We start from the raw sequence: 26,891 nt of genomic DNA, 5'->3' as shown, positions 1-26,891 counted from the left end.
CGGGAATGTCGAATTCCATCCGGTCATAGACATCATACGGCTGCGACTTGCGTAGATCCCACGGCACACCCGCCGCGCGGATCATCGGGCCGCTAAAGCCCCAGGCAATAGCGTCTTCGCGGCTGACCACGGCGATATCGACATTGCGCTGTTTGAAAATGCGGTTGTCCATCACCAGGCTCATTGCGTCTTCAAATAGCGGGAAGAAACGCCCGTCGAGCCATTCGCCAATATCAACCAGCAGCTTTTCCGGCACATCCTGATGCACGCCGCCCGGGCGGAACCATGCCATGTGCATCCGTGCGCCAGACGCGCGTTCGAAGAAGTTCAGGCAATCTTCGCGCAGATCCATGATCCACAGGTTCGGCGTGAACGCACCCACATCCAGTATGTGCGCGCCCATATTGAGCATGTGGTTGCAGATGCGGGTAAGCTCGGCAAACAGCACGCGCAGATATTGCGCCCGCTCCGGCACCTCCAGATTGATCAGCTTCTCGATTGCCAGAACGTAGCTGTATTCCTGTGCCAGTGGAGAGCAGTAATCGAGCCGGTCAAAATACGGCAGGGCCTGCAGATAGGTCTTGTGCTCGATCAGCTTCTCGGTGCCGCGGTGGAGCAGGCCGACATGCGGGTCGATCCGCTCGATCACTTCGCCGTCCAGCTCCATAACCATGCGCAGCACGCCGTGTGCCGCAGGGTGCTGAGGCCCGAAATTGATCGTGTAATTGGTGATGACTTCATCACCGGTGGTGGGCGACTGTTCGAGTTGGACGCTCATGATTTGCTCTCCTCTGCCTTTTCGTCGCCGGGCAGGACGTAATCCGATCCTTCCCATGGCGAGAGGAAATCAAACTGGCGCAGGTCTTGCGCAAGCTCGACCGGTTCGTAAACCACGCGCTTTTCCTCTTCGGAATAGCGCAGCTCGGTGTAGCCCGTCAGCGGGAAGTCTTTGCGGAACGGATGCCCTTCGAAACCGTAATCGGTCAGGATGCGGCGCAGGTCTGGATTGCCCGCAAAGGTCACGCCATAAAGGTCGAACACTTCGCGTTCCAGCCAGCCAGCATTGGGCCATAGCGTGGTGATCGTTGGCACTGGCGTTGCATCGTCAGTCGACAGCTTCACCATCACGCGGTGGTTTTTCGTCAGCGATTGCAGCATGTAGACGACTTCGAAACGTTCAGCACGCTCAGGGTAATCGACGCCCGCGATTTCCATCATCTGCTGATATTCGTGGTCGTCGCGCAGCAGCCGGAGCGCGATTTCAATCGCATCACGTTTTACCGTGATCACGATCTCGCCATGCTCTTCCTTTGAAGCAAGCACCATATCGCCCAGCGCCACGACCAGAGCATCGCATACGCCTTCATTGCTGGCGAATTTGGGAGCGGAATGTACCACGATCATCGCTCAATCGTCCCTGCGCGGCGGATTTTCCGCTGCAACTGCATCACGCCATAGAGCAGCGCCTCTGCGGTTGGCGGGCAGCCCGGCACATAGATATCGACCGGCACAATCCGGTCACACCCGCGAACGACGCTGTAGGAATAGTGGTAATAGCCCCCGCCATTGGCGCAGCTACCCATGCTGATCACATATTTCGGATCAGACATCTGATCGTAAACTTTACGCAGTGCAGGCGCCATCTTGTTGCACAGCGTGCCCGCGACTATCATCAGGTCTGACTGGCGCGGGGATGCGCGCGGCGCAGCGCCGAAACGCTCCATGTCATAGCGCGGCATATTCGCGTGGATCATCTCCACCGCGCAACACGCCAGGCCGAATGTCATCCACCACAGCGAACCAGTGCGTGCCCATTGGAACACGTCCTCGGTCGAGGCTACCAGGAAGCCCTTGTCATTTACCTCGGTTTGCAGCGCCTCGAAGTAATCCTTGTCAGGCGTGCGTACCTCGCCGCCCTTGGCCGTTGGCATCATGGCAGCCGCTTCAGCCGCGCTGATCGGCGCGGTTGGCGGCGTGATAATCGTGCTGTTGCTAGAAGTGCTCATTCCCAGTCCAGAGCTCCCTTCTTCCACTCATAGGCGAGGCCTATCGCCAGAATGCCAAGAAATACCATCATGCCGATCCAACCGGTCCAACCGGTTTCACCCAGGCTTACCGCCCATGGGAACAGGAAGGCCGCTTCCAAATCGAAGATGATGAAGCTGATTGCGACGAGATAAAAGCGAACGTCAAACTGGCTGCGCGCGTCATCAAACGCAGGAAATCCGCATTCATATTCGCTCAGCTTCTCCGCATCGGGATTGTGTGCCCCGGTCAGACGCGAAACGCCCATGGGCAGGAACACAAACGCCACGGACAATCCGAGCGCGATGAAGATGAAGATCAGTATCGGCAGATACTGTGAAAGATCGACCACAATGAATCCCGTCGCTGCAAAGTCGCGCTCGCCTCTAAGCCCCACGCAGCGAAGGTGCAAGGGCGGGAATCGTGTAATTCATAGCACTTGCGTTGCGTATCGGTAAAACTGTGGGGATTACTGCGCCGGGGATGCGAGCGGCAGGCGACGGATTTGAGTAGGCAGTGCCTCCATGCCTTCTTTCAACTCGCCTTCGATATAGCGGTCCCACTGACCATTGCCGACGTAGATCAAGGCATCGCTGTCGATGCTGCCGGACAATAGCTCGGTCCACTCCGAATGCGCCTGTTCAAGCACACGATGGCTGATTACGCGCGTGCCGTCCTCGGATAGTTCGAAGGCGGAGATGCGCATCGGCGATGTACCGTTTTGCACCGCGATCAATTTGCTTCCGTAGCGCCACAACCCATCGACCCCATCAAGGATAACCGGGATATCGCTCGCGAGCCGCGAAACGTCGCGCGTTTCCAGATCGATAATCGCAATGCCATAGCGATAATCGCTGACGAAGAGCTTTGTGTTGTCTTCGCTGGTCGCGAGACCTTGCGGGGAACGAAATGTCCCGGAGGAGACTAGTGTCTGGAGTTCCTCGTCATCTGCGGTCGCCGTGTAAACACCACCACCTTGCGGGTCACCGGCGAACAGCTTGCCATCGGCCGCCATATGTAAGCCCGATACCGTGGGCCGTCTGGAGCCTCAATGTAGATCGTACTGTCGAGATTACCCGTAAGTCCCATCAGGCCGGTGAATAGGGCTCGCACGTCTTTCGAACCATCGATGTTTTCCAACGCAACCCATCCAACCCTGTGATCTGCGTCTGTTGCAAGACCTGACAGGTCATTTGCCTTCGGTAATGTCAGAGCAATCCAATTTCCGACCGGTCCAGGGCCATAAAGAGATTTCTCGCTTACCGAAGTCACCACTACACCCTCGCCATTTGCAAGGGGCGTAACATCTTCTACCAAACCTGCCTCGGCCGGAGCGGTCGCCACAACCTCGCTCGCTTCAATTACTTCGGCTTCGCCGCGCAAGCGCTCCGCAATGCGTCCCGGATCAACGCCTTCAAGCAGCCTCGGGATTTGCTCTTGCGCGACATCGCTGAACACATAGCCGCGCTCATAGAGCCACTCGAGTACCCCCATGACTTTCTCGACCTCACCCGCCGCGAGCAACGGCTGAAGCATGCGCAGCCGCACCGTCCCGCCATCGGGAAAATCGCGTGCGAGCTGCTCCAAGCCCTCCATATCCCGGATCTGGCCGGTGGCCTCGTCAACCGGGCGCCATTCGTGTCCCTCCCCTGCCAAAGCAGGTGCCGCTAGACCGAGCGTGATTGCTGCAACAAACGTGCGCAGCATCACTTCATCATTTGGGCAATGGCCTTGTCTGTTGCCTTACCATAAGGCGGCTTGAACCCGCCTAGCTTGGCAATATCGATCTTGGGTTGGTGATAGACTGCACGGGCGTGGCTGAATTCACGGAAGCCCTCGATCGCATGGTAACTGCCCATGCCCGATGGTCCTACCCCGCCGAACGGAAGGTCCTCCATGGAAACGTGGAAGATCACGTCATTGGTCGTCACACCGCCGGAGATCGTCTTAGTGAGCACGCGTTCCTGCTCCGCCTTGTCCTGGCCGAAGTAATATAGACCCAGCGGGCGATCATGCTCGTTCACATAATCAACCGCCTCGTCGATCTGGCTGTAGGTCTTGACTGGCAGCAGCGGACCGAAAATCTCTTCCTGCATCACTGCCATTTCATCTGTGACATTGCGTAGAATGTTGAGTGGCATCTTGCGCTGATTCGCGTTGGAGAAATCTTCCCCACCCGGATTGACTTCGATCACATCTGCACCCTTGTCGCGCGCATCCTCGACCAGTCCTTGCAAACGTTCGAAATGACGGTCGCTTACGATCGAAGCGTAGTCATCATTCTCAAGCAGCGTCGGATACATGTTGTGCACACCCTGGGTGACGCCTGCGATAGCCTCTTCTTCCTTGTCATGAGGGACATACATGTAATCAGGTGAGAGGCAGATCTGGCCAGCATTCATCATCTTGCCCAGCGCAATACGTTCACCAGCTTTGGCAAAATCTGCGCTGCGCCCCATGAACACGGGCGATTTGCCGCCTAGCTCAAGCGTTACCGGCACCAGATTGGCAGAAGCTGCCTCCATCACGCGGCGGCCGGTTGGCGTCGAGCCTGTGAAAACAAGGTGATCAAATGGGAGCGACGAGAACGCGGCGGCCACTTCCGGACCACCGGTGATCACTGCCAGCTCATCCTCGGTGAAATACTCCTTCACCAATTCTTTCATCAGCAGTGAGGTACGCTCGGTAAATTCGCTCGGCTTGATCATAGCGCGGTTGCCCGCGGCAAATACCTGCATCAGCGGAGCGAAGGCCAGATTGACCGGGAAATTCCACGGGCTCAGGATGCCAATTACACCCTTTGGCTCATAACGCACTTCGGCTTTCGCGCCGAGGAGACCCAATGGGAATTGCACCGGACGTTTCTCGACGCGCGCCCATTTGTCCATATTCTTCAGCGCATGCTTGCCTGCGCCAACTGTCGCTGCAATGTCTGTGATCATCGACTGTTGGATGCTTCGGCTACCGAAATCTGCGCTCATAGTTTTGGCCAGATCTTCGCCATTCTCCTTGATCAGCGCCATAGCCCGCTTGATGCGGTCCTTGCGCATGCTCATCGGCTCTGGACGCGACTGAGTGAATGCAGATCGCTGCAGCTTGAGGATACGTTCCTGCTCTTGGCGAAGATCGTCAGCCATTATTCTCTCCCGGCTATTCTCTCAGCCCAACCGGGCCGATGCGTTTTCAATTGCTATCTTTATTCGCTTAGGCCGCCCGCCAACGCAAGCTAATACGTATTTCCGATAGCGTACGGTTTGCGTTTGCCGCATTGCAACATTAGATCGCAAAGTGATTCTTCTCCTCTCTCCAACGAGGAACATGACATGTCCCAGTTTTCCGCCACCGACCCCGTCGTCATCCTAAGCTACGCCCGCACACCGATGGGCGGCATGCAAGGCGCATTAGCCGATGTGTCTGCAACCGACCTCGGCGCAACTGCAGTCAAAGCGGCTGTCGAGCGCTCTGGTGTTGCTCCTGACAAATTTGACCGGTCCTATATAGGCTGCGTTCTGCCGGCTGGTCTGGGTCAGGCCCCTGCCCGTCAAGCAACCCTGAAAGCAGGTCTGCCAAAGTCGGTGCAGGCTACCACGGTCAATAAAGTATGCGGCAGCGGGATGCAGACCGTGATCATGGGTGCAGAAGCGCTGGCCAGTGGTACAATCGATTATGTCATCGCTGGCGGCATGGAGAGCATGACCAACGCGCCGTATTTGCTGCAAAAGCACCGCTCGGGCGCACGCATCGGCCATGACACCGCGTATGACCACATGTTCCTGGATGGCTTGGAAGATGCCTATGACGCGGGCCGCGCAATGGGCACCTTCGCTCAGGATACTGCAGACGAGTACCAGCTGACCCGCGAAGACATGGACGGCTATTCAATTGAATCGCTCCGCCGCGCGAACGAAGCGATTGCATCAGGCGCATTCGCTGATGAAGTTGTCCCGGTCACTTTCGCCACCCGCAAAGGCGATGTAACCGTCGACACGGACGAACAGCCTGGCCGCGGTATGCCGGAGAAAATCCCGACGCTGCGCCCCGCGTTTGCCAAGGACGGCACGATCACGGCGGCTACTTCCAGCTCGATCTCAGACGGCGCTGCTGCAGTTGTTCTCACTCGTGAAAGCGTGGCCAAGGAAAACGGGCAGGAGCCAGTGGCAAAGATCGTGGCGCTCGCTGCTCACGCGCAAGAGCCGAAGGACTTCACCGTCGCACCGGTTGGCGCGATCACCAAAGTGCTTGAGCGCGCTGGCTGGACAACCGACGATGTTGACCTGTGGGAAGTCAACGAAGCCTTCGCATGCGTCGCCATGTTCGCGATGCGCGACATCGGCATCCCGCATGAGAAGATCAATGTGAACGGCGGCGCAACTGCGCTTGGCCACCCGATCGGTGCATCGGGCACACGTATTATCGTAACGCTGCTTAATGCGCTTAAGAAGCAGGGCAAAAAACGTGGTGTTGCCTCGCTCTGCATTGGCGGCGGTGAAGCAACAGCTATCGCCATCGAGCTCGCATAACCCCGGCTCTTTTGCCCACGACAGGAACTATGGTATCCCCTCGATTACAACATGTGATCAGGGGATTTCATTATGAAAATTGCAATTTCTATCGTCGCCATGACCGCACTCACCGCCTGCGAACAAGCGGCGGCGCCTGCCCCTGAACCAGACGCGTAATAACAAGCTGAAGCTGCATCGGTGCAGCCCGGGCTTTACTCCGTTGGTGACGACACGACAGTCTACGGCACCACTCGTTTTAACGAAGATGGGACCTATGTTGATTACGGCGAGAATGAGGAAGTTGTTGGTGGTGGTACCTGGCGCACTGCCGAGGATGAACTTTGCTTTGACCCAGAAGGGTATGGCGATGAAGAGCAGGAACGCTGCTGGACCAATGAACGGGCCGGCGAAGATGGCAGTTTCCGCACCACACGCGATGATGGCTCGCAAAGCTATGTCGTAACCCCAATTGCGGAAGAGACCGATAGCAGCAGCGAGACGATTGCGGCTGAATAGCGCGGTTTAGGGCGCTCCGGTTCCCCAGAGCCGGCTTTCCGGAACCCAGCCAGCGCGTCCTTCAACATCAAACTCGCACCAGCCTGATTCGCAGGCGCCAAGTTTGCCGACCACACCCGGTTCGACGTTCCATTTGAGATTGGCTTGGTCGGAAGCCGCGTCGTGCATCGCGACAAGGCCTTCGCCAATCACCAGCGCTGTTCGCCCTCGGCTCAACAAGCTTGAGGCCATCCAGCCCCGCGTACCGTCTGGGTCTTCAACCAGGCGCCAACTTTCCTGCACACGAACAACCTTAATCGGCAGACCGCGTCGCTTGTAGACCCACTGGATCGGAAAATCGCGGCTTGGCCCTACCCGCATCCGCACTTCGGATGATGCGATTGAGGCCCAATACGGCACTTCGTTATCCTGCGCGACAGTCGGACTGAATGCACCCAGCCCAATTGTGAACACAAGAATGGACAGAAGCCAGCGCATGCCGATTCCATACAGCCTCATTGCTCTTCGCTTCAAGATGAAACGGATCACCACTTGACCCTTTGCCACTGCTACGATTAGCGCCGCATACATGCCTAGCGATCCCAGCAAACCGATCAAACCAATCGATCACACTCCGCGTGTGATCGTAACGCGCCATTTGATGCCCTCGGTTGAGACACGGATGGGTGAATTGTTTGAAGCCGAGTTCAACAGTAGCGATACGCCCTTGACCCGCGAACAACTGATTTCGGCAATGCAAAGAGCGGATGTTCTGGTGCCAGCAGTCACAGACCGGATTGATGCCGATATGATCGCGCAGGCTGGCGATCAATTGAAGCTGATCGCTAGTTTCGGTTCGGGCACGGATCATATTGACCTTGAGGCCGCTCGGGCGGCCAAGATCATTGTAACCAATACCCCCGGCGTTTTCACGGATGATACCGCCGATATAGCTATGGCCGGGATAATCGGTGTCCCAAGGCGAATCCGCGAAGGCGTTGGCCTGGTGCGCAGCGGCAAATGGACCGGATGGGCGCCATCCGGCATGCTTGGCCGCAAGCTGGGCGGCAAAGTGCTTGGGATAATCGGCATGGGCCGGATTGGACAGGCAGTTGCGCACCGTGCGCGCGCCTTTGGCATGGAAATCGCCTATTACAATCGCAAACCCATGCCCGAAGCTGTCGAGCGCATGCTGGCCGCACGTTATGTGCCGGATATAGATACACTGGTCGCCGAAGCGGATATCCTGACCCTGCATTGCCCGATGACAGAGGACACGCGCGGTATGATCGATGCCAGGCGCATCGCGATGATGAAACCGGGCTCCTCGATCATCAACACTGCGCGCGGTGAACTGATCGATCAGGAGGCACTTATATCAGCACTGGAAAGCGGGCATCTGGCTGGGGCAGGACTCGATGTGTACCCCGATGAGCCCAATGTTGATCGGCGCTTGCTCAAGATCCCCAACGTTATGACATTGCCGCATATTGGCAGCGCAACCGCTGAAGGTCGCGAAGCTTCCGGTGAGAAGGTCATTGCTAATATCCGCTTCTGGATGGACGGACACCGCCCCCCGGATCAGGTGCTAATCGGCTTATAAATGTCGCTTGTGCGTTTCGTGCTTGCGTTGGCGTGTTAGTCAATTAGGACACGGCTCATAGACGAATTTACCGCACAGATTGAAGCGCTCGAACACCAATTCATGCGCAGCTGGATGAACCGCGATCGCAATGGCATGAAATCGCTCGCCACTGGCGATTTTGTGTTCCTGCTGGGCGCACTGACTTCCGCGATTCTGGACCGGCCCAGCTGGCTGGAAGCGGCAACCACGCGTTTTCAGCTGTGTGCATATCGTTTCAAGGACCTGTACGTCCGCCGTCACAAGAAGATGGCGGTCTTTGCAGCGCGCATGTCGGTCGAAGCACGCATCGGCACAGAAAAGCTGGAAGGTGAGGTGTGGATTACGGACCTTTGGCAGCGTGGCCGCCTGCGCCGCAAATGGAAGCTGGTTGAACCCACCATTTCACGCCCGGATACAAACGAGAACTTGCCGGGCCTCATCCGCGAAATGCAGCTCTGGCGGTAAGCGGCCAAAGCGATCTCTTCAAACGAGATCAATCTCGACCAGCTCCCGAGTTTCCATCAAATCAATATCGAATGGCCAACCCCGAAAAGCGGGGGCCAATTGCCTAAAGATTTTCGGCTTGCGGCATTCCCAGAACATGGAAACCGCCGTCGACCCGGATGTTTTCGCCCGTTGTGCAGGCTCCCGCGTCTGAACACAGATAAACAGCTGTTCCGCCTACCGCTTCCAACGTCGCATTGCTTCGTAGCGGTGCATTGGCATCGGTGTGCTTGAATGTCCGCCTTGCGCCGCCAATAGCCGACCCAGCCAATGTTTTCATGGGCCCAGGGCTGATCACATTGACCCGAATGCCCTCTGGGCCAAGATCGTTGGCCAAATAACGCGCTGCCGCTTCCAGCGCTGCCTTGGCAACACCCATAACGTTGTAATTCGGTGTGACACGGTTGGATCCCATGTAACTCAGCGTCAACAGGGTGCCGCCATGCTCGGCCATCATGGGGTGCGCGCGGCGCGCCACTTCGATGAAGCTGTAAGCAGATATGTCGAGCGAGTTCTTGAAATTCGCGCGGGTGGTATCGAGGATGCGTCCGGTCAATTCAGATTTGTCAGAATAGGCGATCGCATGGATCACGAAATCCAGACGGTCCCAGCGCTTTTGCAGCGCCTCGAATGCTGCATCAAGAGACGCGTCGTCGGTAACGTCAACGTCGAGCATGATGTCGGAACCCAGGCTTTCTGCAAGTGGCGCCAACCGCTTGCCAAACGCTTCGCCCTGATAAGTAAAGGCCAGGTCTGCCCCGGCTTCGGCGCAAGCCTTGGCAATGCCCCATGCGATCGACCGATCATTGGCGACGCCCATCACGAGGCCACGATTTCCGTCAAGCACACCCATGTCCAATACCTCCGCCTTCGGGTTCCAAAACCCTCGCTAGAATTCTAACCGTGGAACTTCGATAGCAGCATCGAACCATTCGTGCCGCCAAATCCGAATGAATTGGTCATCACCGTATCGAGCCCAGCGTTCTCAACCAGTTCAGTAGCAATTTCCTCCGGCTTAAGCGCGGGATCGAGTGTTTCTACATTGATCGACGGGATGATGAAGTCGTTCTCCAGTGCGAGCAGGCAATAGGCCGCTTCTTGTGCACCCGTCGCGCCCTGACTGTGGCCCGTCATCGATTTGGTAGAGCTGACCGGCGGAGTTGAGCCTTCTCCGAAGACCCGCCGCACCGCTTCAATTTCGCCCACATCGCCAACCGGCGTCGAAGTTCCATGTGCGTTGATGTAGCTTACCTTGCGATCTTCACTAAGCGTTCTGAGCGCACCCCGCATCGCGCGTTCGCCGCCCTCGCCCGAAGGTGCGACCATGTCTGCACCGTCCGACGTAGCGCCGAAACCGGTCACTTCAGCGTAGATTTTCGCGCCGCGCGCCTGCGCATGTTCAAGGCTTTCCAACACCAGGATGGCGCCGCCGCCGCCGATCACAAAACCATCGCGATCGGCATCAAAGGCACGCGAAGCACGCTCTGGAGTGTCGTTATATTTGCTCGACATGGCGCCCATCGCATCGAACAGGCACGACAACGTCCAGTCCAGTTCCTCTCCGCCGCCGCCAAACATCACATCCTGCTGGCCCAGCGCGATCTGCTGCGCAGCCATGCCGATGCAGTGCAACGACGTGGAGCACGCGGATGTAATCGAGAAATTCATGCCCTTGATCTGATAGGCCGTCGCCAGATTGGCGCTGACCGTAGAAGACATGGTTTTCGGTACGGCAAACGGGCCGATACGCTTCGTCGCTCCGGTGCTCAGCACCGACTGATGCGCCGCGAACATCGCCGAAGTTGACGGACCGCCCGAACCGGCAATCACGCCGGTCATCGGATTGATCACGTCCTTTTCCTCAAGACCAGCGTCGGCAATTGCCTGACCCATGGCGATATGTGCATAGGCCGCTCCCGGGCCCATGAAGCGAAGCGTGCGCTTGTCCACATGCTCGGTCAGATCAAGGTCAATCGCCCCGGCAACCTGCGAACGGAAGCCGTGCTCGGCCATGTCCTCATTAAATGAAATGCCGGATTTGCCCGCCTTCAATGCGGACAGCACCTCGGCAGCATTATTGCCAATCGAGGATACGATCCCCAGCCCTGTTATGACGACGCGACGCATGTGATCCTTTCTGCCTCTGGCCCGATCAGGCTTCAGAGAGAGCAACTTTCATATCTTTTACTTGATAGATGGTCTCACCATCGGCTTCGACGCGTCCATCAGCGACCCCCATGGTCAAACGGCGGGTTTGAACAGCCTTGGTAAAGTCGACGTAATAGGTGAGCATCTTTCGGTCAGGCCGCACCATGCCGGTCAGCTTCACTTCACCCACACCAAGCGCATAGCCGCGCCCTTTCCAACCGCGCCATCCAAGGTTGAAGCCTGTCAGCTGCCAAAGTCCATCCAGCCCCAAACAGCCTGGCATGATCGGGTTTCCGGGAAAGTGACAATCGAAGAACCAAAGCTCTGGTGTGATATCAAATTCTGCCACCACATGACCTTTGCCATCAAGGCCGCCTTCGCCGGAGATTTGGGTGATCCGGTCCATCATCAGCATTGGTGGGGCCGGCAATTGTGCATTGCCTGGACCAAACAACTCACCGCGTGAGCATTTCAACAGATCTTCTTTGTCAAAACTGGTTGGAAAATCGGTCATCCGCGGCGGTACTCCTCACCTGTTGCCCCAAGAGTGATTGCAGCGCCTAGCACCCTGCTTTGCAGAGGAAAAGGGCGCGCTGATGCGTGATTGGTGATTGATCTCGCCGCGCGAAGCTTACTTGAGCGCGCAGCCGGTGATTTTGCCCTCAGCTGGCCGGGTGTCAGCCCGTTCAAATCGCGCAAAGTAGCCACGAATGTCAGGCTTCTCCAGAAACTCAACGAGCTGATAACCGACCGCTTCAAACTCGCAAGACAGAAGCAAAGGCGGAATGCCGTGCTGATCGGTGGGGCGATCGGTGTCGACCACAATCACCTGCCCACCTTCTGCCAAAGCAGGCCAGAGCCGCCAAAGAAAGGCGTAAGGTTCGCTCACCTCGTGATACATATGGACCAAAAACACGCGGTCAAAACTGTCTGGTGGCAGTTGCGGATCATCCTCGCGCCCCAGCTTGATCGATACATTGTCGATACGCTCCCGCTCGACGCGCTCCCCGAGCCGGTCCAAAGCATCGCGGTCGATATCTTGTGCAAGGACGCGGCCATCCTCGCCAACCTTCTCGGCGAGGCGGACGGTGTAATACCCTTCACCTGCGCCGATATCGGCAACAGTCATTCCCACGCTGACCTCTGCCAGGTCCATCACCTTTTGCGCTTCACCGCGCTCGTCGCGCGCATCTTCGCTCGAGAATTCTGTTGAGCCAAGCCCGGATACTGGCCTGTCTGCCTCGGGAAATCTACGCGCGCTGTCCGGACGATCACCGGCTCCGCTCATTTGGTCGCACCCCGCAAGAGTCAGCGCGCAAACCAGCAAGAGGACGGCTCTGTTCAACACTATTCGACGTCTTCCACTTCAACAGTTTCGCCGGTCACCTGCTGCGCCAAAGCGGCGGAGATGAACTGATCCAGTTCTCCATCAAGCACTTTGTCAGGCGAACTTGAAGTCACGCCCGTGCGCAGGTCCTTCACCATTTGATACGGTTGCAAAACGTAAGATCGGATCTGGTGACCCCAACCAATATCGCTCTTTTCCTGATATTCGCCGCTTGCCGCTGCTTCGCGCTCTGCCATTTCACGCTCGAAAAGACGCGCCTTCAGCATGTTCATTGCGGTCGCACGGTTCTTGTGCTGGCTGCGATCATTCTGGCTAGCCACCACAATCCCGGTCGGTTGGTGCGTAATTCGAACGGCGCTGTCTGTGGTGTTGACGTGCTGGCCGCCTGCGCCCGACGCACGATAGGTGTCGATCTTCAAATCAGACGGATCGATCTCGATATCGATATCATCATCGATCACCGGGTAGACCCAGACAGAGCTGAAGCTTGTATGGCGTTTGGCTGCGCTGTCATAGGGACTGATCCGGACAAGGCGATGCACACCGCTTTCAGTCTTGGCGTAGCCATAGGCGCCTTCGCCCTTCAACAGCAGCGTTGCCGATTTGATGCCGGCCTGATCGCCAGACTGATATTCGACTGTTTCTACCTTGAAACCGCGCCGTTCAGCCCAACGGCCATACATGCGGAAAAGCATCTCCGCCCAATCCTGGCTCTCTGTTCCGCCAGCGCCGGCGTGGATCTCGAGATAAGTATCATTGCCGTCCGCTTCGCCCGACAACAGCGCCTGAACCTTGTCCGCATCGGACCGATCCGCCAGCTTCTCCAGGCTCTTGAGACCATCATTGACGATATCCTCTTCGCCCTCGGCTTCGCCCATCTCGATGAATTCGATCGCGTCCGCCATCTCGGCGGAAATCTCGTTGACTGTATTGACCGCGGTCTCAAGCGTCTTTTGCTCGCGGCTGAGCGCCTGCGCTTCCTTGGGATTGTCCCACAGCGTGGGGTCCTGCACGCGCGCGTTCAGCTCATCGAGCCGACGCAACGCAACGTCCCAGTCGAGCGATTGACGCACAAGAGCCAGCGCCGCTTTGATCCGGTCAATATTGGCCTGCCCTTCGGCACGCATAACAAATCCTTCGCACAATTTAGGCGCACGCGATTAGCGCAACATATGTGATTGTAAAGCGATTGAGCCGCGCTGAACACGGCTATCTTGCACTCAGCTAGCGAGCATCCGCACCTCTTCAAGGGTTTTGCGCACGTGATCGCTGTAGTCCATGTCCGAGTGAACCATTACGATCTCGCCGCTTTGCGCGATGACATAGCTTGTGCGCGAAGTGACACCTGTGTCCTGACCATTTCGAACCAGTGCAACATCGTATGCTTCGACGATCCGCCGGCTGGCGACACCGACCGCAAAGGCGTCGCGGCATTCCTCAGTCGAGAAACGCTTCAGTGTTTCGATATCGTCATTGGATAGGCCGACCACCGTGGCACCCAGCGCCTTGAACTCGGGCATGGCCTCAGCAAAGGCATTTGCCTCCAGTGTGCATCCCTTGGTGAAAGCTTTGGGGTAAAAATAAAGGACCACTGGCCCCTTCGCGAGAGCGCTGCGCAGGCTGAAGCCATACTTCTGTCCCGCCAAAGCCGCCTGTGTCGTGAACAGAGGCGCTTGAGCGCCCGTGGGCAGGTCAGCAGACGCCGGAACAGCCAGGCCAAGTGCCAAGGCAGCGGTGAGAACAAGTTTGCGCATAATGGTTTCCAGTTTCCCTATTCTTCACCCAAGCGTTCAAAGCGCGCCTTTGATCCCGGAGATCAATAGATTCCACCTTGTTCTTCCACGAAGTCGCTGGGCTGGCCGTCGCTTGAAGAGAGGTTTGCGTCCGTGCCTCGGCGAATAAGCGCAAGCAATTCCTCGCGCAGCTCTGCGATCTGATCTTGGCGCGTTTCGCGCGGTGGTTCCGTGTGAGGCTTGAATGCTTCCCAGATTACCGTTGCTTGCGGGTCATCCGAAGGATCGCCATCGAAAACACGTTTGCCGCTCTTGCGATCGATACGGACCATGCGAATGCCTGCCGGTGCCACAGCAGGTTGATCACTCCATCGCTCACGTGTCTTTTGGACAAATTCCTTGAAGATCGGCGCGGCGGTATTGCCACCCTGAACCCATCCACCCAGATTGCGCGGCTGGTCATGACCCACATAGACGCCGGCCACTATCTCTGGCGTGCCACCAACAAACCATGCGTTGGTCGGGCCGGATGTCGTGCCGGTCTTGCCAAACAATGGCAGATCGAGATCGCGCAATCGGGTGGCGGTGCCGCGTGTGACAACGCCTTCCAGCATATGAACAGTCTGGAACGCTGTACGTGCGTCCATTGCCTCTTCGCCCTTCAAGCCGAAACGCGGCATGGGCTGCCCGTCCCATTCGGACATATTGCAGCGATCGCAACGGCGGTTGTCCGCACGCCAGATGACCTCGCCTCGGCGGTTCTGGACATAGTCGATGACGGTCGGTTTGTTCAGCCGACCGTGATTGGCCAGCGCAGCATAGGCGTTGACCATTTTCTGAACAGTCGTGTCGCCTGCCCCCAGAGCAAAGGCAGGATAGGGTTCATAAGATCCGATCCCCAACCGTTCGAAAGTATTATTTACCTGCTCCATGCCCGCTTCCATCGCGATATGGATGGTCATCAGATTGCGTGATTGCTCCAGTCCCCAGCGCATGGTGTGCACACCGCCACCTTCACCACCGAAGTTGCGGAAGCATTTCTCGCCCAAATTTGAGCCTTGGTAGTAACAAAAGGTTTGGTCCGGAACTTCGCTGGCGGGGGTCATACCGTTATCAAGTCCAGTTGCGTACACGAACGGCTTGATAGTTGATCCCGGTTGTCGTTCCGCCTGCGTCGCGCGGTTGAAATCACTCAGGCGGAAATCAAACCCGCCTTGCATGGCAAGCATGCGTCCCGTCTGGACAGATTGCGCCAGAAATCCGCCCGATACCTCTGGCAGCACGCCAATCCGAAAGCCGCTACCGGTTGGCCGGACCGCGACCACGTCACCCGCTTTCAGAGCAGGTGGCGGGCTGACGAGCGGTGCTTCATCACCACTAGCGAACCCGATTGTCGCAGAACTGCCGCTGCTTTTGGTGACAACGCCAATGCGCCAATCCTCATAGCGGATTCCCAGGAAGGAACTTTGCAACTGACTTGCCCAATTGCCTTGGCTGACATCGATAGTCGCGATTGGGCCGGCCCAGCCACGACTGCCATGGTAGCTGTTCAGGCCATTGCGCAATGCGTCACGCGCGGCTGTCTGCAACGCAGGGTCGAGCGATGTGCGCACCCAAAGACCACCGGCGTATACGCTATTCGGGCCGTCGTCCGCTGTCTCGCCAAAATCCGCAAGCAACTGGCGTCGCACTTCCTCCAGGAAATAACCCGCATCGACCGAGGGTAGGCTTCGCTGTGTGACCAGACCCAGCGGCTGGTCTTGCGCCGCACGCATTTCTTGAGCAGAGATGAATCCGTTATTCTCCATCTGGCTGAGGACAAAATTGCGGCGATCCATCGCCAGCTCGGCATTGCGCGCACGGCCATATCGCTCTGGCGCCTTTGGCAGGATCGCCAAGAATGCCATCTCGTGCAGCTCCAGGTCGGCAACATCTTTATCGAAATAAGCCTGTGCCGCGGCCTGTACTCCGAAACTGCGGCGGCCCAGCGGGATTTCATTGAGATAGAGTTCGAGAATTTCCTGTTTGGTGAGCACGCTCTCGATTCGTGTCGCCAGGATCATCTCTTTGAGCTTGCGAGTAACGGAATACTCGTCGCCAAGCAGCAGGTTCTTTGCGACCTGTTGAGTGATGGTAGAGCCTCCAACCGCGCGCTCGCCCGAGCTCAACTTGCTGACATAGTCGACAACCGCACCTGCCGTGCCGGTCAGGTCCACCCCGCCGTGAGTGAAAAATGTCTTGTCCTCTGCAGCGAGATAAGCCTCGATCAATTGCTCAGGGAAATCCGCATATTGCAGCTGTACGCGCCGTTCTCGGGCATAGGAATGGACAATCTCACCATCGATTCCGCGAACAACCGTCGGCAGGGGTGTCTCATAGTCAACCAGCCCTTCTGCATCGGGTAATCCGCGTGCTAGCAAGAACCATGATGCAATCAGCAGCAGGACGAACGCACCCAAGGCCGCCGCACCCCAGCGAAACAGGCGCTGCTGACGCCAGTTTTCCCTAAACCACGCGAGCGAGGCCAAGCTATCGCCTTGCAAACGCGCGCGGATGTAATCGAGGTCGAAGGTGATTGCTTTGTTCATGGTCGGATCTTGTAGCTCGGACGGCGCTTTAGCACGCGGTTTCCGCGTCTTGCTACATACTTCGCGATGAACTGTGCAGAAACGGGCAAAACCGGAGGCTTAAATCTGGCCTTGGCGGATGAAGTACACCCGGATCGCACGCGCCATCACTTGTGCAAACTGCGCCTGCCCCTCCTCAGACGCGAGCCTCGCTGCGTCGTCTTGATTGGTAACGAAGCCTGATTCAAAAAGTGCCGATGGCATGTCAGGCGTTCGCAGCACGACAAGATCAGCGGACCTTTGCGCTTGTGAATGGAATGCGAGCTCTCCGGCTCCTTCGCGCGTCACCAGACCAGCGAACTCGGCAGATTCAGCCTGAGAGCGCCGCTGCGACAATTCAACCAACAGATCCGCAACGTCACCGCTTTGGCCTTCGATCGACACACCGTTGACCCGGTCTGCATCATTTTCGCGCCGGGCGAAGCGGGCTGCGGCGACACTCGATGCGCGATCTGACAGCGTATAAATGCTGGCGCCGCTCACCGCTTCATTGCCACCAGCGGAATCGGCGTGGATCGACAGAAACAGATCCGCTTCCATGCGCCGAGCGATATCGGGGCGTTCAGTCAAAGTGATTAAACGATCGTCTTCGCGGGTCAAAGCAACCCGGATACCCCCCTGCTCTACAATCGCATCTCGCAATGCGATCGCCAGCGCGAGCGTGACATCCTTCTCGCGAACACCCGCGCCCACGGCACCAAGATCCCGCCCGCCATGCCCGGCATCGATCACAACAAGCGGGGCTGCAGGATCGCTGGGCCCGTAAATATTTGGCAGCTCAAGTTCGGCCGCAGCATCAGGCATCAAAAGCTGGAGCACATAGTCGCGCCCCCATTCGGGCACGGGCACTTTTACGCCAGCCATCATCAACCCCCCGACCAGCAGGATCGGAAGCAAACCTGTCAATATGATATGTTGGCGTATCGTCATTAACCAAGCGTGTTACGTTGCTGCGCTAAGTAAACGCAATATGGTTGCGGGTTGAAACCCACGGTGCTAGCAGGCTGTCAAGCGGTTTACATTTGCAGAGACGCGACATCCGCTCCCTCCGCAAACCCAACTCCCGCTGCCTTGCGAAGCTATTTTTGCAAGGCCCCACAACAGGTTGATGCAGTGAATAGACAGCCCTCCGACGATTTTGCAGCGCCGCGTGATCCACGCGCGATGGCAAGTGTCGGCCGGGTCGCAGCACAGACTTGCGGTCTTTCTCTCGCAATAGAAACAACAGAATTTTCACCCGTACGCGTTCACGTAGCGGGTCAAAACCCTATCGCCAACCGCTCACATGGAACGGTTGGTACATTCCAAACATCATACAATCAGAGGCGCGCATCGGCCGGAGCATTGCCCCGAAGCCCCCGCGCCTGGAGAATACATAATGGCAATGCGCATGCTCATCGACGCGCGCCACCACGAGGAGACTCGGGTAGCGGTAGTCAAGAACAACCGGATCGAAGAATTTGATTTCGAATCTGCCGAACACAAACAAATCAAAGGCAACATTTACCTCGCCAAGGTAACAAGGGTCGAACCGTCGCTGCAGGCAGCTTTCGTCGACTTTGGCGGCAACCGTCACGGTTTCCTGGCCTTTAGCGAAATCCATCCGGACTATTACCAGATCCCGCAAGCGGATCGCGAAGCGCTGCTCGCTGAAGAAGCCGAAGCAGCAGAGGAAGAAGCCCGCCTGCGCGCCGAAGAGGAAGATCGCGGCGAAATGCCCGGCGACGAATATGACGCCGAAGACGAAGAATCTGGCGAAGCGCTCGCCGAAGATCTAGCCGAAGACGGGGTCGAGGAAATTGACACCTCAGAGAAGGACAAGGTTTCAACTATCGAAGAAGGTCTCGTCGATGGCGACGACGATTACGATGGTTCGGACGATGACGATGACGACGACTCAGAAGGCGATGAGTCCGACGAAGATGACGATCGGGATGATGACAGGAGCGATTCTCGCCGGGGTCGCGGACGCCGTGGACGCCGCCGCCAAGGTAATGGCAAAGGCAAAGGCAAGAGTCGCGCCAAGGAAGTCGACGAAGTTCGCGCACGCCGTCAGGCTCTGCGCCGCCGCTACAAAATTCAGGATGTAATCCAACGCCGCCAGGTTCTGTTGGTGCAGGTCGTGAAAGAAGAGCGCGGCAACAAGGGTGCAGCCCTTACCACCTATCTAAGTCTCGCTGGTCGCTACACAGTGCTGATGCCGAACAGCAGTCACGGCGGCGGAATTAGCCGGAAGATCAATTCATCCAGCGACCGTAAGCGCCTGAAGCAAATTATTGCGGATTTGAAGCTGCCGAAGACTATGGGTCTTATTGTTCGAACAGCTGGCCTTTCGCGGACGAAGCCAGAGATCAAGCGCGACTTCGATTACCTTGCTCGCCTTTGGGATGAGATCCGCCAGAAGACGCTGTCGTCTACCGCGCCTGCTTTGATCCACTCGGATTCCGACCTGATCAAGCGTGCGATCCGCGACATTTACAATCGCGAAATTGAAGAAGTCGTCGTTGAAGGCGAAGATGGCTACAAATTGGCCAAGCAGTTCATGAAGCTGTTGATGCCAAGCCACGCGCGCCGGATAAAGGCATATTCCGATCCGGTCCCGCTGTTCCAGCGCTACGGAGCGGAAGATCAGTTGCGCGCTATGTATGATCCTGTCGTGCAGCTGAAATCAGGCGGCTATCTGGTCATCAACCCCACCGAAGCTTTGGTGTCGATCGACATCAACTCAGGCCGATCAACTAAACAGCACGGCATTGAACAAACCGCTGTCGCGACGAATGTCGAGGCAGCGCGCGAGATCGCACGTCAGCTTCGCCTGCGCGATATGGCCGGACTTGTCGTGATTGACTTCATCGACATGGAATACAATTCCAATGTCCGCAAAGTCGAACGCGCGATGAAAGACGCGCTCAAAAACGATCGTGCGCGGATTCAGGTTGGTCGCATTTCCGGCTTCGGTTTGATGGAGATGAGCCGCCAACGCCTGCGCACAGGCGTGTTGGAAGCGACCACTCGCGAATGCCCGCATTGTGATGGTACCGGTCTGGTTCGCACAGCATCCAGTGCGGGGCTTTCCGCGCTGCGCTTGATCGAAGATGAAGCTGCGAAGGGCAAAGGCACGATTATCCGCCTTGCTGCCAGCACCGAAGCAGCCATCTATCTGCTCAATTCGAAGCGTGACGATCTGGTCGAGATCGAACAGCGTTACGGTGTGAGTGTAGAGGTAATTCCCGAAGGCGAAGACGAAGGCGCGAAAATGGCGGTTGCCAGCGCTGGCCCTCGCCCCACCGAACGACCGAAATTCGAACCAATTGTCGACGATGATGACGATGACGATCTGCCCGAAGAGGTATTCGGCGCTGAGGAAGACGATTACAGCGCGGCTAAGAAGAATCGCCGCCGGCGCCGTGGTGGGCGTGGCCGCAGTAAGAAGCGTCGCGAAGACCAAGTCGAGGGCGAAGGCAGTGAAGACGAAGCTGAGCGGCCCGGAACCGAAACTGACGACGACGGCGAAGAGAAGCCAAAGAAACGTCGCCGGCGTGGTGGCAGAGGCCGTCGTGGCAAAGGCAAGTCAGTTGACGAAGGCGCAACAGAAAACGAAGCAGCCGAGGCTGGTGCCGAGGCTGAGGCTGACACCGTTTCCGATGCAGAAATAGCCGATGATGCACCGACAGAAAAGTCCAAGCGGAAGCGCGCCCCTCGCCGGAAGAAGGCAGACACTGAAGCGATGGCTGACGCCGACACTCCCGCGGCGACCGAGGCTAGCGAAGCGCCTGTTGAAGAGGCAAAGCCGAAAAAGAAGCGCGCGCCGCGAAAGAAAAAGGCCCACGCAGAATCCGCAACGGATGAAGTGACTTCATCTGCCGATGAAGCCCCGGCCGAAGAAGAAAAGCCGAAGAAGAAGTCCGCACCGCGCAAAGCCAAGGCCGCTTCTGAAAGCGCTGAGACCAGAACAGCCGAGGCAAGCGAGCAAAATTCGACCGCTGACAAGGCCGATGATGATGGCAAGCCCAAACGCGGCTGGTGGCAGCGAACCTTTGGCGAGGAATGAGTATCGCGCGGGTGTGGCTCAGGCTGCACCCGCAACTCAAACCGATGTAGGGTCCTGAACTAAAGCCCGGCCTTGCGGGCAATGCCCCATTCGTTCCATCCCGCAAAACGCGGCGCCTTGGGCAGATAGCCCTGACCCATTGGCTCGACATCGAAACCAGCGCCGCGCAACGCCGCAACAATTGGGCGCGTGAGGTGGCAACCACCGGCAATCTTCTTCCAGACCGGCTCGATCCTGTCCTGCCATCGCGCCACATCAACGTCCGGCGTGCGCCCGTGCTCCAGAAACAGCAGCCTGCCTCCAGGGCGCAAGATACGCCGCATCTCCGACATGACCTGATCCGGATCGTCGACCGAGCAGAGCGTAAAGGTGCACACAACTGTGTCAAAACTCGCGTCACGAAACGGGATGTTCTCGCCCACGCCTTCACGGATCGTATTGTCCCATCCACGCGCACTCGCACGAGCGCGCGCATCGTCGAGCAATCCCGCGTGCGGATCGATGCCCGAAAAGCTCGATATTTGACTGGTTTGATAGAATTCCTGATTGAGCCCGCCGCCGCAACCGAGCTCAAATACATCGCCCGTCGCAAGCGGTACGAGTTGTGAACGTCGCTTCATCACTTGCCCCTGCCCGCAAGCAAATGTGACAAGTTTCGGCATCAGATGTGCATCGTACCAAGTTTGCAATCCCATCGGCACCACTCTCCAAGACCGGCGTTGAATTGCGAAGAGACTATGTCTCGGCTTGAAACTTAGCAAGCGGCGTTTTGCTGACCGCTTTGAGCGGCATGTACGACATTGCACAAAGCTTGAGCGATCTCGCGCATGTCACTGCGCAACGCAGTCTCCGCCTCCTCCTCCGGTATAGCGCAAAGCGCGACCACTTGCGGCATGGATAGCCCAATCCGCAAAGTTCCACCCCACTTGCCCCCACGCCGGACGCATTTGACTGGTTGCCCCAGCCTAACCCCTGAAAGTGCCAGCTTGCGATGGACGGCCTGCGCCTCGTCAAAGGTCGGGGTTATCGCTAGCGAGCTGACATCAAGCGTTTCAAGCGTCCGCATCTCAATCGGATGCTCTGCCAGCTCTCCTTCATGCCCGGGCGTGAACGGGCGGACGAGTTGTATGCCCAAAGGTTCGGCCAACTCGCTCTCCATTGCCGCCTCGAATATGTCGAGCAACGCGGCCACACGCGGAGCCGGTAGTTGCTGAAACCTCTCAAGCTCGAATATCGCGCCGTCATAGCGCAACGCCAAGCCTGGGTTCTCGCTATTCTCCAGCGCGTCTCGCCCGGTCCAGCCCTGAGGAAACTCCGCACGGCGGAAAACCTTGGACAATCCGGCGGGCAATCTCGCTGCCTGTTCCACCATCGTTTTGGGAACCAGCGCCCAACCATTGAACGGCGCGCCGCCCATGAACTTCGACCCGGTCAGGAACACCATTGCGCCGCGCGCAAGATATTCGTGCAATGCCGAATTGGTGATCCGCGCCTGACATGCATCGACGACAAAATCGAACCGATCTCCATAGCGAGCTTTTAGCGCATCAATCTCTGCCAATTCCGGCAGTATCAGTCCGGTTTTTGAACCGTGCACCACATGCACCAAAGCATGTTGGCCAGCCTGCAAAGCCAATGTGATTTCGCGCCCGATTGCTTCTGTTATGGTCTCGCTGCAACGGGAGACGCCTTCCGGACACCGCACGGGCACATCAGCAAGGCTTACCTCGCCAAATCCCTCGATCAATGCGCCCTTTTCCGTCGCGATCCCCAAGGCGGTTTCGTCGGCGAAAAACTTCGCATGGGCAGAATGGATACAGCCGCTGCCAACTTCATCGGCACCGAGCAGGATGTTGTGAATACCCCCAGAGGCTTTGCCCAGAACAGCGGCCAGCGCGACATATTCCAGATCGGTGCCGGACGGCGCGAATACGATCTCGACATCATCACCAATCTGATAGGCTGACTTTATTCGCGCGCGTAAACTTTCCAGATGCGCCGCATAGTCCGGCAAACCGCCCGCCAGAACCCCGCGCAAATGCTCGAACGCATCCGGCGAGAGGTCATTCGCCGTGGACGAGGCATAAGCCATCGTTTTGCGGGGATATGGAGCGGAGAAATATTTATTGAGGCCACTTATCGGGTCCAGCGAAGTCCGCGCGTCGCCCCCCGATGATAGCTGTGCAATCAGCTTCGCTGTAAGCTCGTCCATTGCAACATGCGCTGCAATGTCGGGGGTGCTGTATCCGTCTTGACCCATCTATGTCCCGTTTCGACTTGGCGATTACCCATTCCCGTCTTATGGGCCCCGGCAGACAAAGGAAAGGTTCGCTTGCATGTCATTCCCCCATGAGCCTCTGACAATCGACGCCGCGACAAAGCGCGATTGCCGAATCATGTTCATTGCCAAGAACGCGCTGTGGGATGGATCTGGCAGTGCAGAAGATGGCAATCATGCGAGCTATCACGTTGAAATGCGTGAAGTTTTAACGAGACTTGGCTTGAACCTGCGAGTCGAAAACCGCTTCGAAGTGCTGTTTGAAAATCCCGAAGTGGATTTCGTTTTCCCGCTTCTGAACCGCGGCGGTTTTTTCAATTCGGAAATGTTGTGCCCGTTGCTGTGTGAGCGTGCCGGCATCCCATATCTGGGCGCGAGCCCGATTCTGCGCGGTCTTTCCGACGACAAGCACTTGGCCAAACGTTCAGTCGTCGAAGCGGGTGTGCCCACCGCACCCTGGGCTATCTATCGCCGCGGCGCGCCAATCAATCCGTCGCTATGCCCGGCGGGAGAGCGCTTTGTGGTCAAACCCAACAACTCCTCTGCCAGCTGGGGCGTGAATGACGCAACCGATTGGGCCAGCGTCATAACTGCGATCGATAGCGTGCACGCGCTAGGCCACGATGCGCTGGTCGAGCCATTCATCCAAGGCAGCGACGTCGAAGTGCCCGTTATCACCATCAATGGCGAGCCTGTTATCATGCCGATGATGATCTTCCGCCAGGCAGACCCATCGCATCTGCGCACCTATCAGGAAAAGCGCGATCTTGTTGACCGCAGCCAGAAATATTCGCTCGATCCGTTCGAAAATGCGGACATGATCGCCCAGATCACTGACCTGACGCAGAAGGCGATGCAGGAATACCGCCCGTTCGATTACGGACGCTGGGAATTCCGCGTGAATGAGGGCACCGGAGAAGTGACCTTCCTTGAACTCAACCTCAACTGCAACCTCTGGTCACAGAAAGTGTTCGGCCGCTCGGCAGAACTCGCTGGCTGGACGCAGGAGCAGCTGATCGAGACGATCCTGGCGGAGAGTTTGAGGCGACACGGGCTGATGGCCTAGGGCCTAAGAAGACTTTTTGGAACGATGGCGGGTTGTCAGTTTTTGCTTGGATGACAGCCAAGAGCTGGCAGTCCGCTAACGACCCCAAGGCCGCTATTCCGGCGAAGGCCGGAATCCAGTCGATTTCGGGGTATTTCTTCGATCATAGCTGGACCCCGGCCTTCGCCAGGGTGACGACTTAATCCAAAGTCCACTTCCCACCCCAATTGAGGCCTCTAAGATTGGCCAAGAATTGGAACGATTGCGGACATTGAGGTTCAAGCCGGAATCTCCTCACCTTTCCAGTCGAAGACCTTGCCGGATTGATCCGGCCCTAGCCCGTTCAGCACGCCGAGCAAGTTCGCGGCCGCTTCCGCCGGGTCAGTCAATTGCCCGGCTGGCAAACCCGACTGAAACGGCTGTGACAGCGCGGAATCAACCGTACCCGGATGCAAGCCCACCACAACAGCCTGATCGTGTGTGCGGCCAAGCTCGATCGCAAAATTCTTCAGCAGCATATTGAGCGCGGCCTTGCTCGCGCGATAGCTATGCCACCCGCCCAGCCCATTCTCGGATATCGACCCCACGCGTGCTGATAGCGCTGCAAACACAGCTCGGCGATCGCGCCGCAGCAAAGGAAGCATATACTTGGCGATCATCGCCGGTCCGATGGTGTTGAGCGCAAACACTTCGCCCATCGCCGCGCTATCCAACCGCTTGTAGGTCCGCTCCGGCCCGGTTCCATCCGCCAAAGTCAGCACACCGGTCGCCACTATCACAAGTTCCGGGGGATTTGCGCGCATCGACTCAGCGGCACAGGCAATGCTCGCTTCATCGGTCAGATCAAAACTAAATGGGATCAAGCCAGTTGCCTCCGGCGCACTTCCGTTGCGAGAGCCTGCGTAGATTGTTCCCACGCCGCGATCGGCCAGCTTCCGGACCAGCGCTGCGCCAATACCGCCTGAAGCCCCGAAAACTGCCGCTGTGCGCGGCCATTGCTGTCCTACATCACTCATACCGGATAGACGGTTGACATGGCCATGAAGTTCCCCTCACATCCCGTTTCAACCCCGCGGACCGGCGCAAACCCTTTCCCCTCTTGGACAGTGTTCGATGTGTTCCATCCTGTAGGAATTCAGCGCGCGCCGCAGCACTGTTCAATTCGGTTCACCACCCCCCTCAAAAGTCTCAACAGCAGATGGCTTGCCCTCCTCGCCTCAGCCGCTAGATAGGGGTCGCAAAGTAATGGGATTCACGACTGATATGGCTACCTTCACGCTCCCCAAGAACTCCAAGATCACCGGCAAGGGCAAGGCCCACAAGGCCGATGGCGGTTCGCGGATCAAGAAGTTCACAATATACCGCTACGATCCCGATAGCGGAGAAAATCCGCGTTACGACACGTTCGAGCTGGACCTCGACAATTGCGGCCCAATGGTTCTAGACGCACTGTTCAAGATCAAGAACGAAACCGATCCGACGCTCACCTTCCGCCGCAGCTGCCGCGAGGGGATTTGCGGTTCATGCTCGATGAACATGAATGGCAAGAACGGCCTTGCCTGCACCACCGCAATCGAAGACCTGCCGGGCGAAATCCGCATCACTCCGCTGCCGCATATGGAAGTGATCAAGGATCTGGTGCCGGACTTCACGCATTTCTATGCGCAATACGCCAGCATCCGCCCCTGGCTGCAAACCGTATCACCTACGCCAAGCGGCAAGGAACGGCTGCAATCGCCCGAACAGCGTGAAAAGCTGGATGGCCTTTACGAGTGCATTCTGTGCGCCTGTTGTTCGACTTCTTGCCCGTCCTATTGGTGGAATTCGGACAAGTTTTTGGGCCCGGCCATCCTGCTGCAAGCCTATCGCTGGCTGGCGGACAGCCGTGACGAGATGACTGGCGAGCGGCTCGACCAGCTGGAAGACCCCTTCCGCCTCTATCGCTGCCACACGATCATGAACTGCGCGAATGTGTGCCCCAAAGGGCTTTCGCCGGCAAAGGCTATCGCTGAAACCAAGAAGATGATGGCAGAGCGCGCGATCTGATATCGTCATGCCGAGCAAGGATGTATTCGAACATGGGCCCGATCCTGAACATCCGGGCTGGCATCACTGGAATCTGAAAGACGATACACTATTCAACGGCGCGGTGATGGGCAAGCTTATTACCCGCAAGGAAGGCGACAAGTGCCGCCTGCGCATGTTTCCAGAGCGCAAACATGAAAACCTGCAAGGGATCATCCATGGCGCGGTAACGCTTGGCCTGATCGATATTTCCATGTTCACCACCATGCATGGTGTCGGCAGCGGCAATGCCGGGCCATCTGTGACGCTGGAGCTATCAACACATTTCATCGGCGGAGGTGACCCTGCGCGCCCGCTTGACGCAGTGACAGAGATCATGCGCGAGACTGGCAAGCTGGTTTTCGTGCGCGGCGAAGTGGTGCAAGATGACGATTGCGTAGCTGCTTATAGCGGCATCGTGCGCAAATTCGCGCCGCGCGGGTAATG

27 protein-coding genes and 1 pseudogene are annotated in these 26,891 nt (G+C 57.5%); 9 read left to right on the top strand and 19 right to left on the bottom strand.

The features are described 5' to 3' along the window. The 7 genes and pseudogenes from QZ487_RS07830 to QZ487_RS07800 all read right to left on the bottom strand — a co-directional run. A partial coding sequence (locus QZ487_RS07830; RefSeq protein ID WP_296024076.1) for an NADH-quinone oxidoreductase subunit D occupies nt 1–778 on the bottom strand: 778 nt, incomplete at its 3' end. Between the two features lie 11 nt (nt 779–789). Further along, nucleotides 790–1,404: pseudogene (locus QZ487_RS07825) on the bottom strand (NADH-quinone oxidoreductase subunit C); the annotation flags it as partial. Next, nucleotides 1,401–1,934: an NADH-quinone oxidoreductase subunit B family protein gene (locus tag QZ487_RS07820; RefSeq protein WP_285976982.1), complete on the bottom strand. Its 534-nt coding sequence runs from the start codon at nt 1,932–1,934 to the stop codon at nt 1,401–1,403. The pseudogene QZ487_RS07825 and the gene QZ487_RS07820, both read right to left, overlap by 4 nt. Before the next feature lie 68 nt (nt 1,935–2,002). Then, nucleotides 2,003–2,377: an NADH-quinone oxidoreductase subunit A gene (locus QZ487_RS07815; protein WP_285976981.1), complete on the bottom strand. Its 375-nt coding sequence runs from the start codon at nt 2,375–2,377 to the stop codon at nt 2,003–2,005. A gap of 117 nt (nt 2,378–2,494) precedes the next feature. Then, entirely contained in the window at nt 2,495–3,040 is a 546-nt protein-coding gene (locus QZ487_RS07810; RefSeq protein ID WP_296024075.1) for a hypothetical protein, read from the bottom strand. After that, the gene (locus QZ487_RS07805) at nt 2,950–3,732 is read right to left on the bottom strand and encodes a hypothetical protein (protein ID WP_296024073.1); all 783 of its coding nucleotides are present in this window, start codon (nt 3,730–3,732) and stop codon (nt 2,950–2,952) included. The genes QZ487_RS07810 and QZ487_RS07805 overlap by 91 nt, the downstream gene beginning before the upstream one ends. Further along, nucleotides 3,732–5,162: a coniferyl aldehyde dehydrogenase gene (locus QZ487_RS07800; protein WP_285975091.1), complete on the bottom strand. Its 1,431-nt coding sequence runs from the start codon at nt 5,160–5,162 to the stop codon at nt 3,732–3,734. Before QZ487_RS07800 ends, QZ487_RS07805 begins: the two co-directional genes overlap by 1 nt. Before the next feature lie 186 nt (nt 5,163–5,348). Here QZ487_RS07800 and QZ487_RS07795 point away from each other — a divergent pair, with 186 nt between their 5' ends. Together QZ487_RS07795 and QZ487_RS07790 are read left to right on the top strand one after the other, a co-directional pair. Continuing rightward, entirely contained in the window at nt 5,349–6,545 is a 1,197-nt protein-coding gene (locus QZ487_RS07795) for an acetyl-CoA C-acyltransferase (protein WP_296024071.1), read from the top strand. 180 nt (nt 6,546–6,725) lie between these two features. Next, a complete protein-coding gene (locus QZ487_RS07790) occupies nt 6,726–7,043 on the top strand; it encodes a hypothetical protein (RefSeq protein WP_296024070.1) in 318 nt (105 codons plus the stop codon). A gap of 6 nt (nt 7,044–7,049) precedes the next feature. Here QZ487_RS07790 and QZ487_RS07785 read toward each other — a convergent pair whose 3' ends face one another. After that, the gene (locus tag QZ487_RS07785) at nt 7,050–7,541 is read right to left on the bottom strand and encodes an SH3 domain-containing protein (RefSeq protein ID WP_296024069.1); all 492 of its coding nucleotides are present in this window, start codon (nt 7,539–7,541) and stop codon (nt 7,050–7,052) included. A gap of 70 nt (nt 7,542–7,611) precedes the next feature. Between QZ487_RS07785 and QZ487_RS07780 the strand changes: the two genes are divergently transcribed. Next, the gene (locus tag QZ487_RS07780) at nt 7,612–8,625 is read left to right on the top strand and encodes a D-glycerate dehydrogenase (RefSeq protein WP_296024067.1); all 1,014 of its coding nucleotides are present in this window, start codon (nt 7,612–7,614) and stop codon (nt 8,623–8,625) included. A gap of 42 nt (nt 8,626–8,667) precedes the next feature. Beyond that, nucleotides 8,668–9,111 carry a nuclear transport factor 2 family protein gene (locus tag QZ487_RS07775; protein WP_367114442.1) on the top strand — a complete coding sequence of 148 codons (444 nt, stop codon included), beginning with the start codon at nt 8,668–8,670 and terminating at the stop codon, nt 9,109–9,111. A 103-nt stretch (nt 9,112–9,214) separates the two neighbouring features. Here QZ487_RS07775 and QZ487_RS07770 read toward each other — a convergent pair whose 3' ends face one another. The 8 genes from QZ487_RS07770 to QZ487_RS07735 all read right to left on the bottom strand — a co-directional run bounded on the left by QZ487_RS07770 (nt 9,215) and on the right by QZ487_RS07735 (nt 17,936). After that, nucleotides 9,215–10,003, bottom strand: a complete 789-nt coding sequence (locus QZ487_RS07770) for an enoyl-ACP reductase (RefSeq protein WP_285975085.1) — start codon at nt 10,001–10,003, stop codon at nt 9,215–9,217. 44 nt (nt 10,004–10,047) lie between these two features. Beyond that, complete coding sequence (locus tag QZ487_RS07765) at nt 10,048–11,277, bottom strand: beta-ketoacyl-ACP synthase II (protein WP_285975084.1); 1,230 nt, start codon at nt 11,275–11,277, stop codon at nt 10,048–10,050. A gap of 25 nt (nt 11,278–11,302) precedes the next feature. Then, on the bottom strand, nt 11,303–11,812 hold the full coding sequence (gene fabA / locus QZ487_RS07760; RefSeq protein WP_285975083.1) for a bifunctional 3-hydroxydecanoyl-ACP dehydratase/trans-2-decenoyl-ACP isomerase: 510 nt from the start codon (nt 11,810–11,812) through the stop codon (nt 11,303–11,305). A gap of 117 nt (nt 11,813–11,929) precedes the next feature. Continuing rightward, nucleotides 11,930–12,586 carry a class I SAM-dependent methyltransferase gene (locus QZ487_RS07755; protein ID WP_285975082.1) on the bottom strand — a complete coding sequence of 219 codons (657 nt, stop codon included), beginning with the start codon at nt 12,584–12,586 and terminating at the stop codon, nt 11,930–11,932. 59 nt (nt 12,587–12,645) lie between these two features. Beyond that, entirely contained in the window at nt 12,646–13,773 is a 1,128-nt protein-coding gene (prfB, locus tag QZ487_RS07750; RefSeq protein ID WP_296024064.1) for a peptide chain release factor 2, read from the bottom strand. A gap of 93 nt (nt 13,774–13,866) precedes the next feature. Next, nucleotides 13,867–14,400 (bottom strand): peroxiredoxin, encoded by a 534-nt coding sequence (locus QZ487_RS07745; protein WP_296024063.1) that lies wholly within the window; start codon nt 14,398–14,400, stop codon nt 13,867–13,869. Nucleotides 14,401–14,462: 62 nt separating this feature from the next. Next, complete coding sequence (locus tag QZ487_RS07740) at nt 14,463–16,967, bottom strand: transglycosylase domain-containing protein (RefSeq protein WP_296024062.1); 2,505 nt, start codon at nt 16,965–16,967, stop codon at nt 14,463–14,465. A 99-nt stretch (nt 16,968–17,066) separates the two neighbouring features. Beyond that, nucleotides 17,067–17,936 (bottom strand): N-acetylmuramoyl-L-alanine amidase, encoded by an 870-nt coding sequence (locus QZ487_RS07735; protein ID WP_296024060.1) that lies wholly within the window; start codon nt 17,934–17,936, stop codon nt 17,067–17,069. A gap of 448 nt (nt 17,937–18,384) precedes the next feature. Here QZ487_RS07735 and QZ487_RS07730 point away from each other — a divergent pair, with 448 nt between their 5' ends. Next, complete coding sequence (locus tag QZ487_RS07730; protein WP_296024059.1) at nt 18,385–21,057, top strand: ribonuclease E/G; 2,673 nt, start codon at nt 18,385–18,387, stop codon at nt 21,055–21,057. 59 nt (nt 21,058–21,116) lie between these two features. Here the strand turns inward: QZ487_RS07730 and QZ487_RS07725 are convergent, their stop codons facing one another. After that, nucleotides 21,117–21,752 (bottom strand): class I SAM-dependent methyltransferase, encoded by a 636-nt coding sequence (locus QZ487_RS07725; protein ID WP_296024057.1) that lies wholly within the window; start codon nt 21,750–21,752, stop codon nt 21,117–21,119. 59 nt (nt 21,753–21,811) lie between these two features. After that, nucleotides 21,812–23,269: a hypothetical protein gene (locus QZ487_RS07720; RefSeq protein ID WP_296024056.1), complete on the bottom strand. Its 1,458-nt coding sequence runs from the start codon at nt 23,267–23,269 to the stop codon at nt 21,812–21,814. 124 nt (nt 23,270–23,393) lie between these two features. Here QZ487_RS07720 and QZ487_RS07715 point away from each other — a divergent pair, with 124 nt between their 5' ends. Both QZ487_RS07715 and QZ487_RS07710 read left to right on the top strand, forming a co-directional pair. Next, on the top strand, nt 23,394–24,401 hold the full coding sequence (locus tag QZ487_RS07715) for a phosphoribosylglycinamide synthetase (RefSeq protein WP_296024055.1): 1,008 nt from the start codon (nt 23,394–23,396) through the stop codon (nt 24,399–24,401). A gap of 50 nt (nt 24,402–24,451) precedes the next feature. Next, nucleotides 24,452–24,583: a hypothetical protein gene (locus QZ487_RS07710; RefSeq protein WP_296024053.1), complete on the top strand. Its 132-nt coding sequence runs from the start codon at nt 24,452–24,454 to the stop codon at nt 24,581–24,583. 75 nt (nt 24,584–24,658) lie between these two features. On the opposite strand, the gene QZ487_RS07705 is transcribed toward QZ487_RS07710, so the two are convergent. Continuing rightward, nucleotides 24,659–25,396 (bottom strand): SDR family NAD(P)-dependent oxidoreductase, encoded by a 738-nt coding sequence (locus QZ487_RS07705; protein ID WP_296024052.1) that lies wholly within the window; start codon nt 25,394–25,396, stop codon nt 24,659–24,661. A gap of 247 nt (nt 25,397–25,643) precedes the next feature. Here QZ487_RS07705 and QZ487_RS07700 point away from each other — a divergent pair, with 247 nt between their 5' ends. Beyond that, nucleotides 25,644–26,426: a succinate dehydrogenase iron-sulfur subunit gene (locus QZ487_RS07700; RefSeq protein ID WP_285976980.1), complete on the top strand. Its 783-nt coding sequence runs from the start codon at nt 25,644–25,646 to the stop codon at nt 26,424–26,426. A 7-nt stretch (nt 26,427–26,433) separates the two neighbouring features. Beyond that, nucleotides 26,434–26,889 carry a PaaI family thioesterase gene (locus QZ487_RS07695; protein ID WP_285975072.1) on the top strand — a complete coding sequence of 152 codons (456 nt, stop codon included), beginning with the start codon at nt 26,434–26,436 and terminating at the stop codon, nt 26,887–26,889. Nucleotides 26,890–26,891 lie beyond the last annotated feature (2 nt).

The organism is uncultured Altererythrobacter sp. (assembly GCF_913057185.1).
GTDB classification, from domain to species: Bacteria; Pseudomonadota; Alphaproteobacteria; order Sphingomonadales; family Sphingomonadaceae; genus Erythrobacter; species Erythrobacter rubellus.
This window is presented reverse-complemented; position numbering and strand designations above follow the sequence as displayed.

Coding starts and splice junctions, on each gene's coding strand:
- QZ487_RS07740 (WP_296024062.1), bottom strand. CDS start 16,967: ATGAACAAAGCAATCACCTTCGACCTCGATTACATCCGCGCGCGTTTG.
- QZ487_RS07695 (WP_285975072.1), top strand. CDS start 26,434: ATGCCGAGCAAGGATGTATTCGAACATGGGCCCGATCCTGAACATCCG.
- QZ487_RS07700 (WP_285976980.1), top strand. CDS start 25,644: ATGGCTACCTTCACGCTCCCCAAGAACTCCAAGATCACCGGCAAGGGC.
- QZ487_RS07780 (WP_296024067.1), top strand. CDS start 7,612: ATGCCTAGCGATCCCAGCAAACCGATCAAACCAATCGATCACACTCCG.
- QZ487_RS07820 (WP_285976982.1), bottom strand. CDS start 1,934: ATGATGCCAACGGCCAAGGGCGGCGAGGTACGCACGCCTGACAAGGAT.
- QZ487_RS07795 (WP_296024071.1), top strand. CDS start 5,349: ATGTCCCAGTTTTCCGCCACCGACCCCGTCGTCATCCTAAGCTACGCC.
- QZ487_RS07725 (WP_296024057.1), bottom strand. CDS start 21,752: ATGGGATTGCAAACTTGGTACGATGCACATCTGATGCCGAAACTTGTC.
- QZ487_RS07710 (WP_296024053.1), top strand. CDS start 24,452: ATGACAGCCAAGAGCTGGCAGTCCGCTAACGACCCCAAGGCCGCTATT.
- QZ487_RS07730 (WP_296024059.1), top strand. CDS start 18,385: ATGGCAATGCGCATGCTCATCGACGCGCGCCACCACGAGGAGACTCGG.
- QZ487_RS07720 (WP_296024056.1), bottom strand. CDS start 23,269: ATGGACGAGCTTACAGCGAAGCTGATTGCACAGCTATCATCGGGGGGC.
- QZ487_RS07770 (WP_285975085.1), bottom strand. CDS start 10,003: ATGGGTGTGCTTGACGGAAATCGTGGCCTCGTGATGGGCGTCGCCAAT.
- QZ487_RS07755 (WP_285975082.1), bottom strand. CDS start 12,586: ATGAGCGGAGCCGGTGATCGTCCGGACAGCGCGCGTAGATTTCCCGAG.
- QZ487_RS07765 (WP_285975084.1), bottom strand. CDS start 11,277: ATGCGTCGCGTCGTCATAACAGGGCTGGGGATCGTATCCTCGATTGGC.
- QZ487_RS07785 (WP_296024069.1), bottom strand. CDS start 7,541: ATGAGGCTGTATGGAATCGGCATGCGCTGGCTTCTGTCCATTCTTGTG.
- QZ487_RS07800 (WP_285975091.1), bottom strand. CDS start 5,162: ATGGCTGACGATCTTCGCCAAGAGCAGGAACGTATCCTCAAGCTGCAG.
- fabA (WP_285975083.1), bottom strand. CDS start 11,812: ATGACCGATTTTCCAACCAGTTTTGACAAAGAAGATCTGTTGAAATGC.
- prfB (WP_296024064.1), bottom strand. CDS start 13,773: ATGCGTGCCGAAGGGCAGGCCAATATTGACCGGATCAAAGCGGCGCTG.
- QZ487_RS07805 (WP_296024073.1), bottom strand. CDS start 3,732: ATGCTGCGCACGTTTGTTGCAGCAATCACGCTCGGTCTAGCGGCACCT.
- QZ487_RS07810 (WP_296024075.1), bottom strand. CDS start 3,040: ATGGCGGCCGATGGCAAGCTGTTCGCCGGTGACCCGCAAGGTGGTGGT.
- QZ487_RS07735 (WP_296024060.1), bottom strand. CDS start 17,936: ATGACGATACGCCAACATATCATATTGACAGGTTTGCTTCCGATCCTG.
- QZ487_RS07715 (WP_296024055.1), top strand. CDS start 23,394: ATGTCATTCCCCCATGAGCCTCTGACAATCGACGCCGCGACAAAGCGC.
- QZ487_RS07745 (WP_296024063.1), bottom strand. CDS start 14,400: ATGCGCAAACTTGTTCTCACCGCTGCCTTGGCACTTGGCCTGGCTGTT.
- QZ487_RS07705 (WP_296024052.1), bottom strand. CDS start 25,396: ATGAGTGATGTAGGACAGCAATGGCCGCGCACAGCGGCAGTTTTCGGG.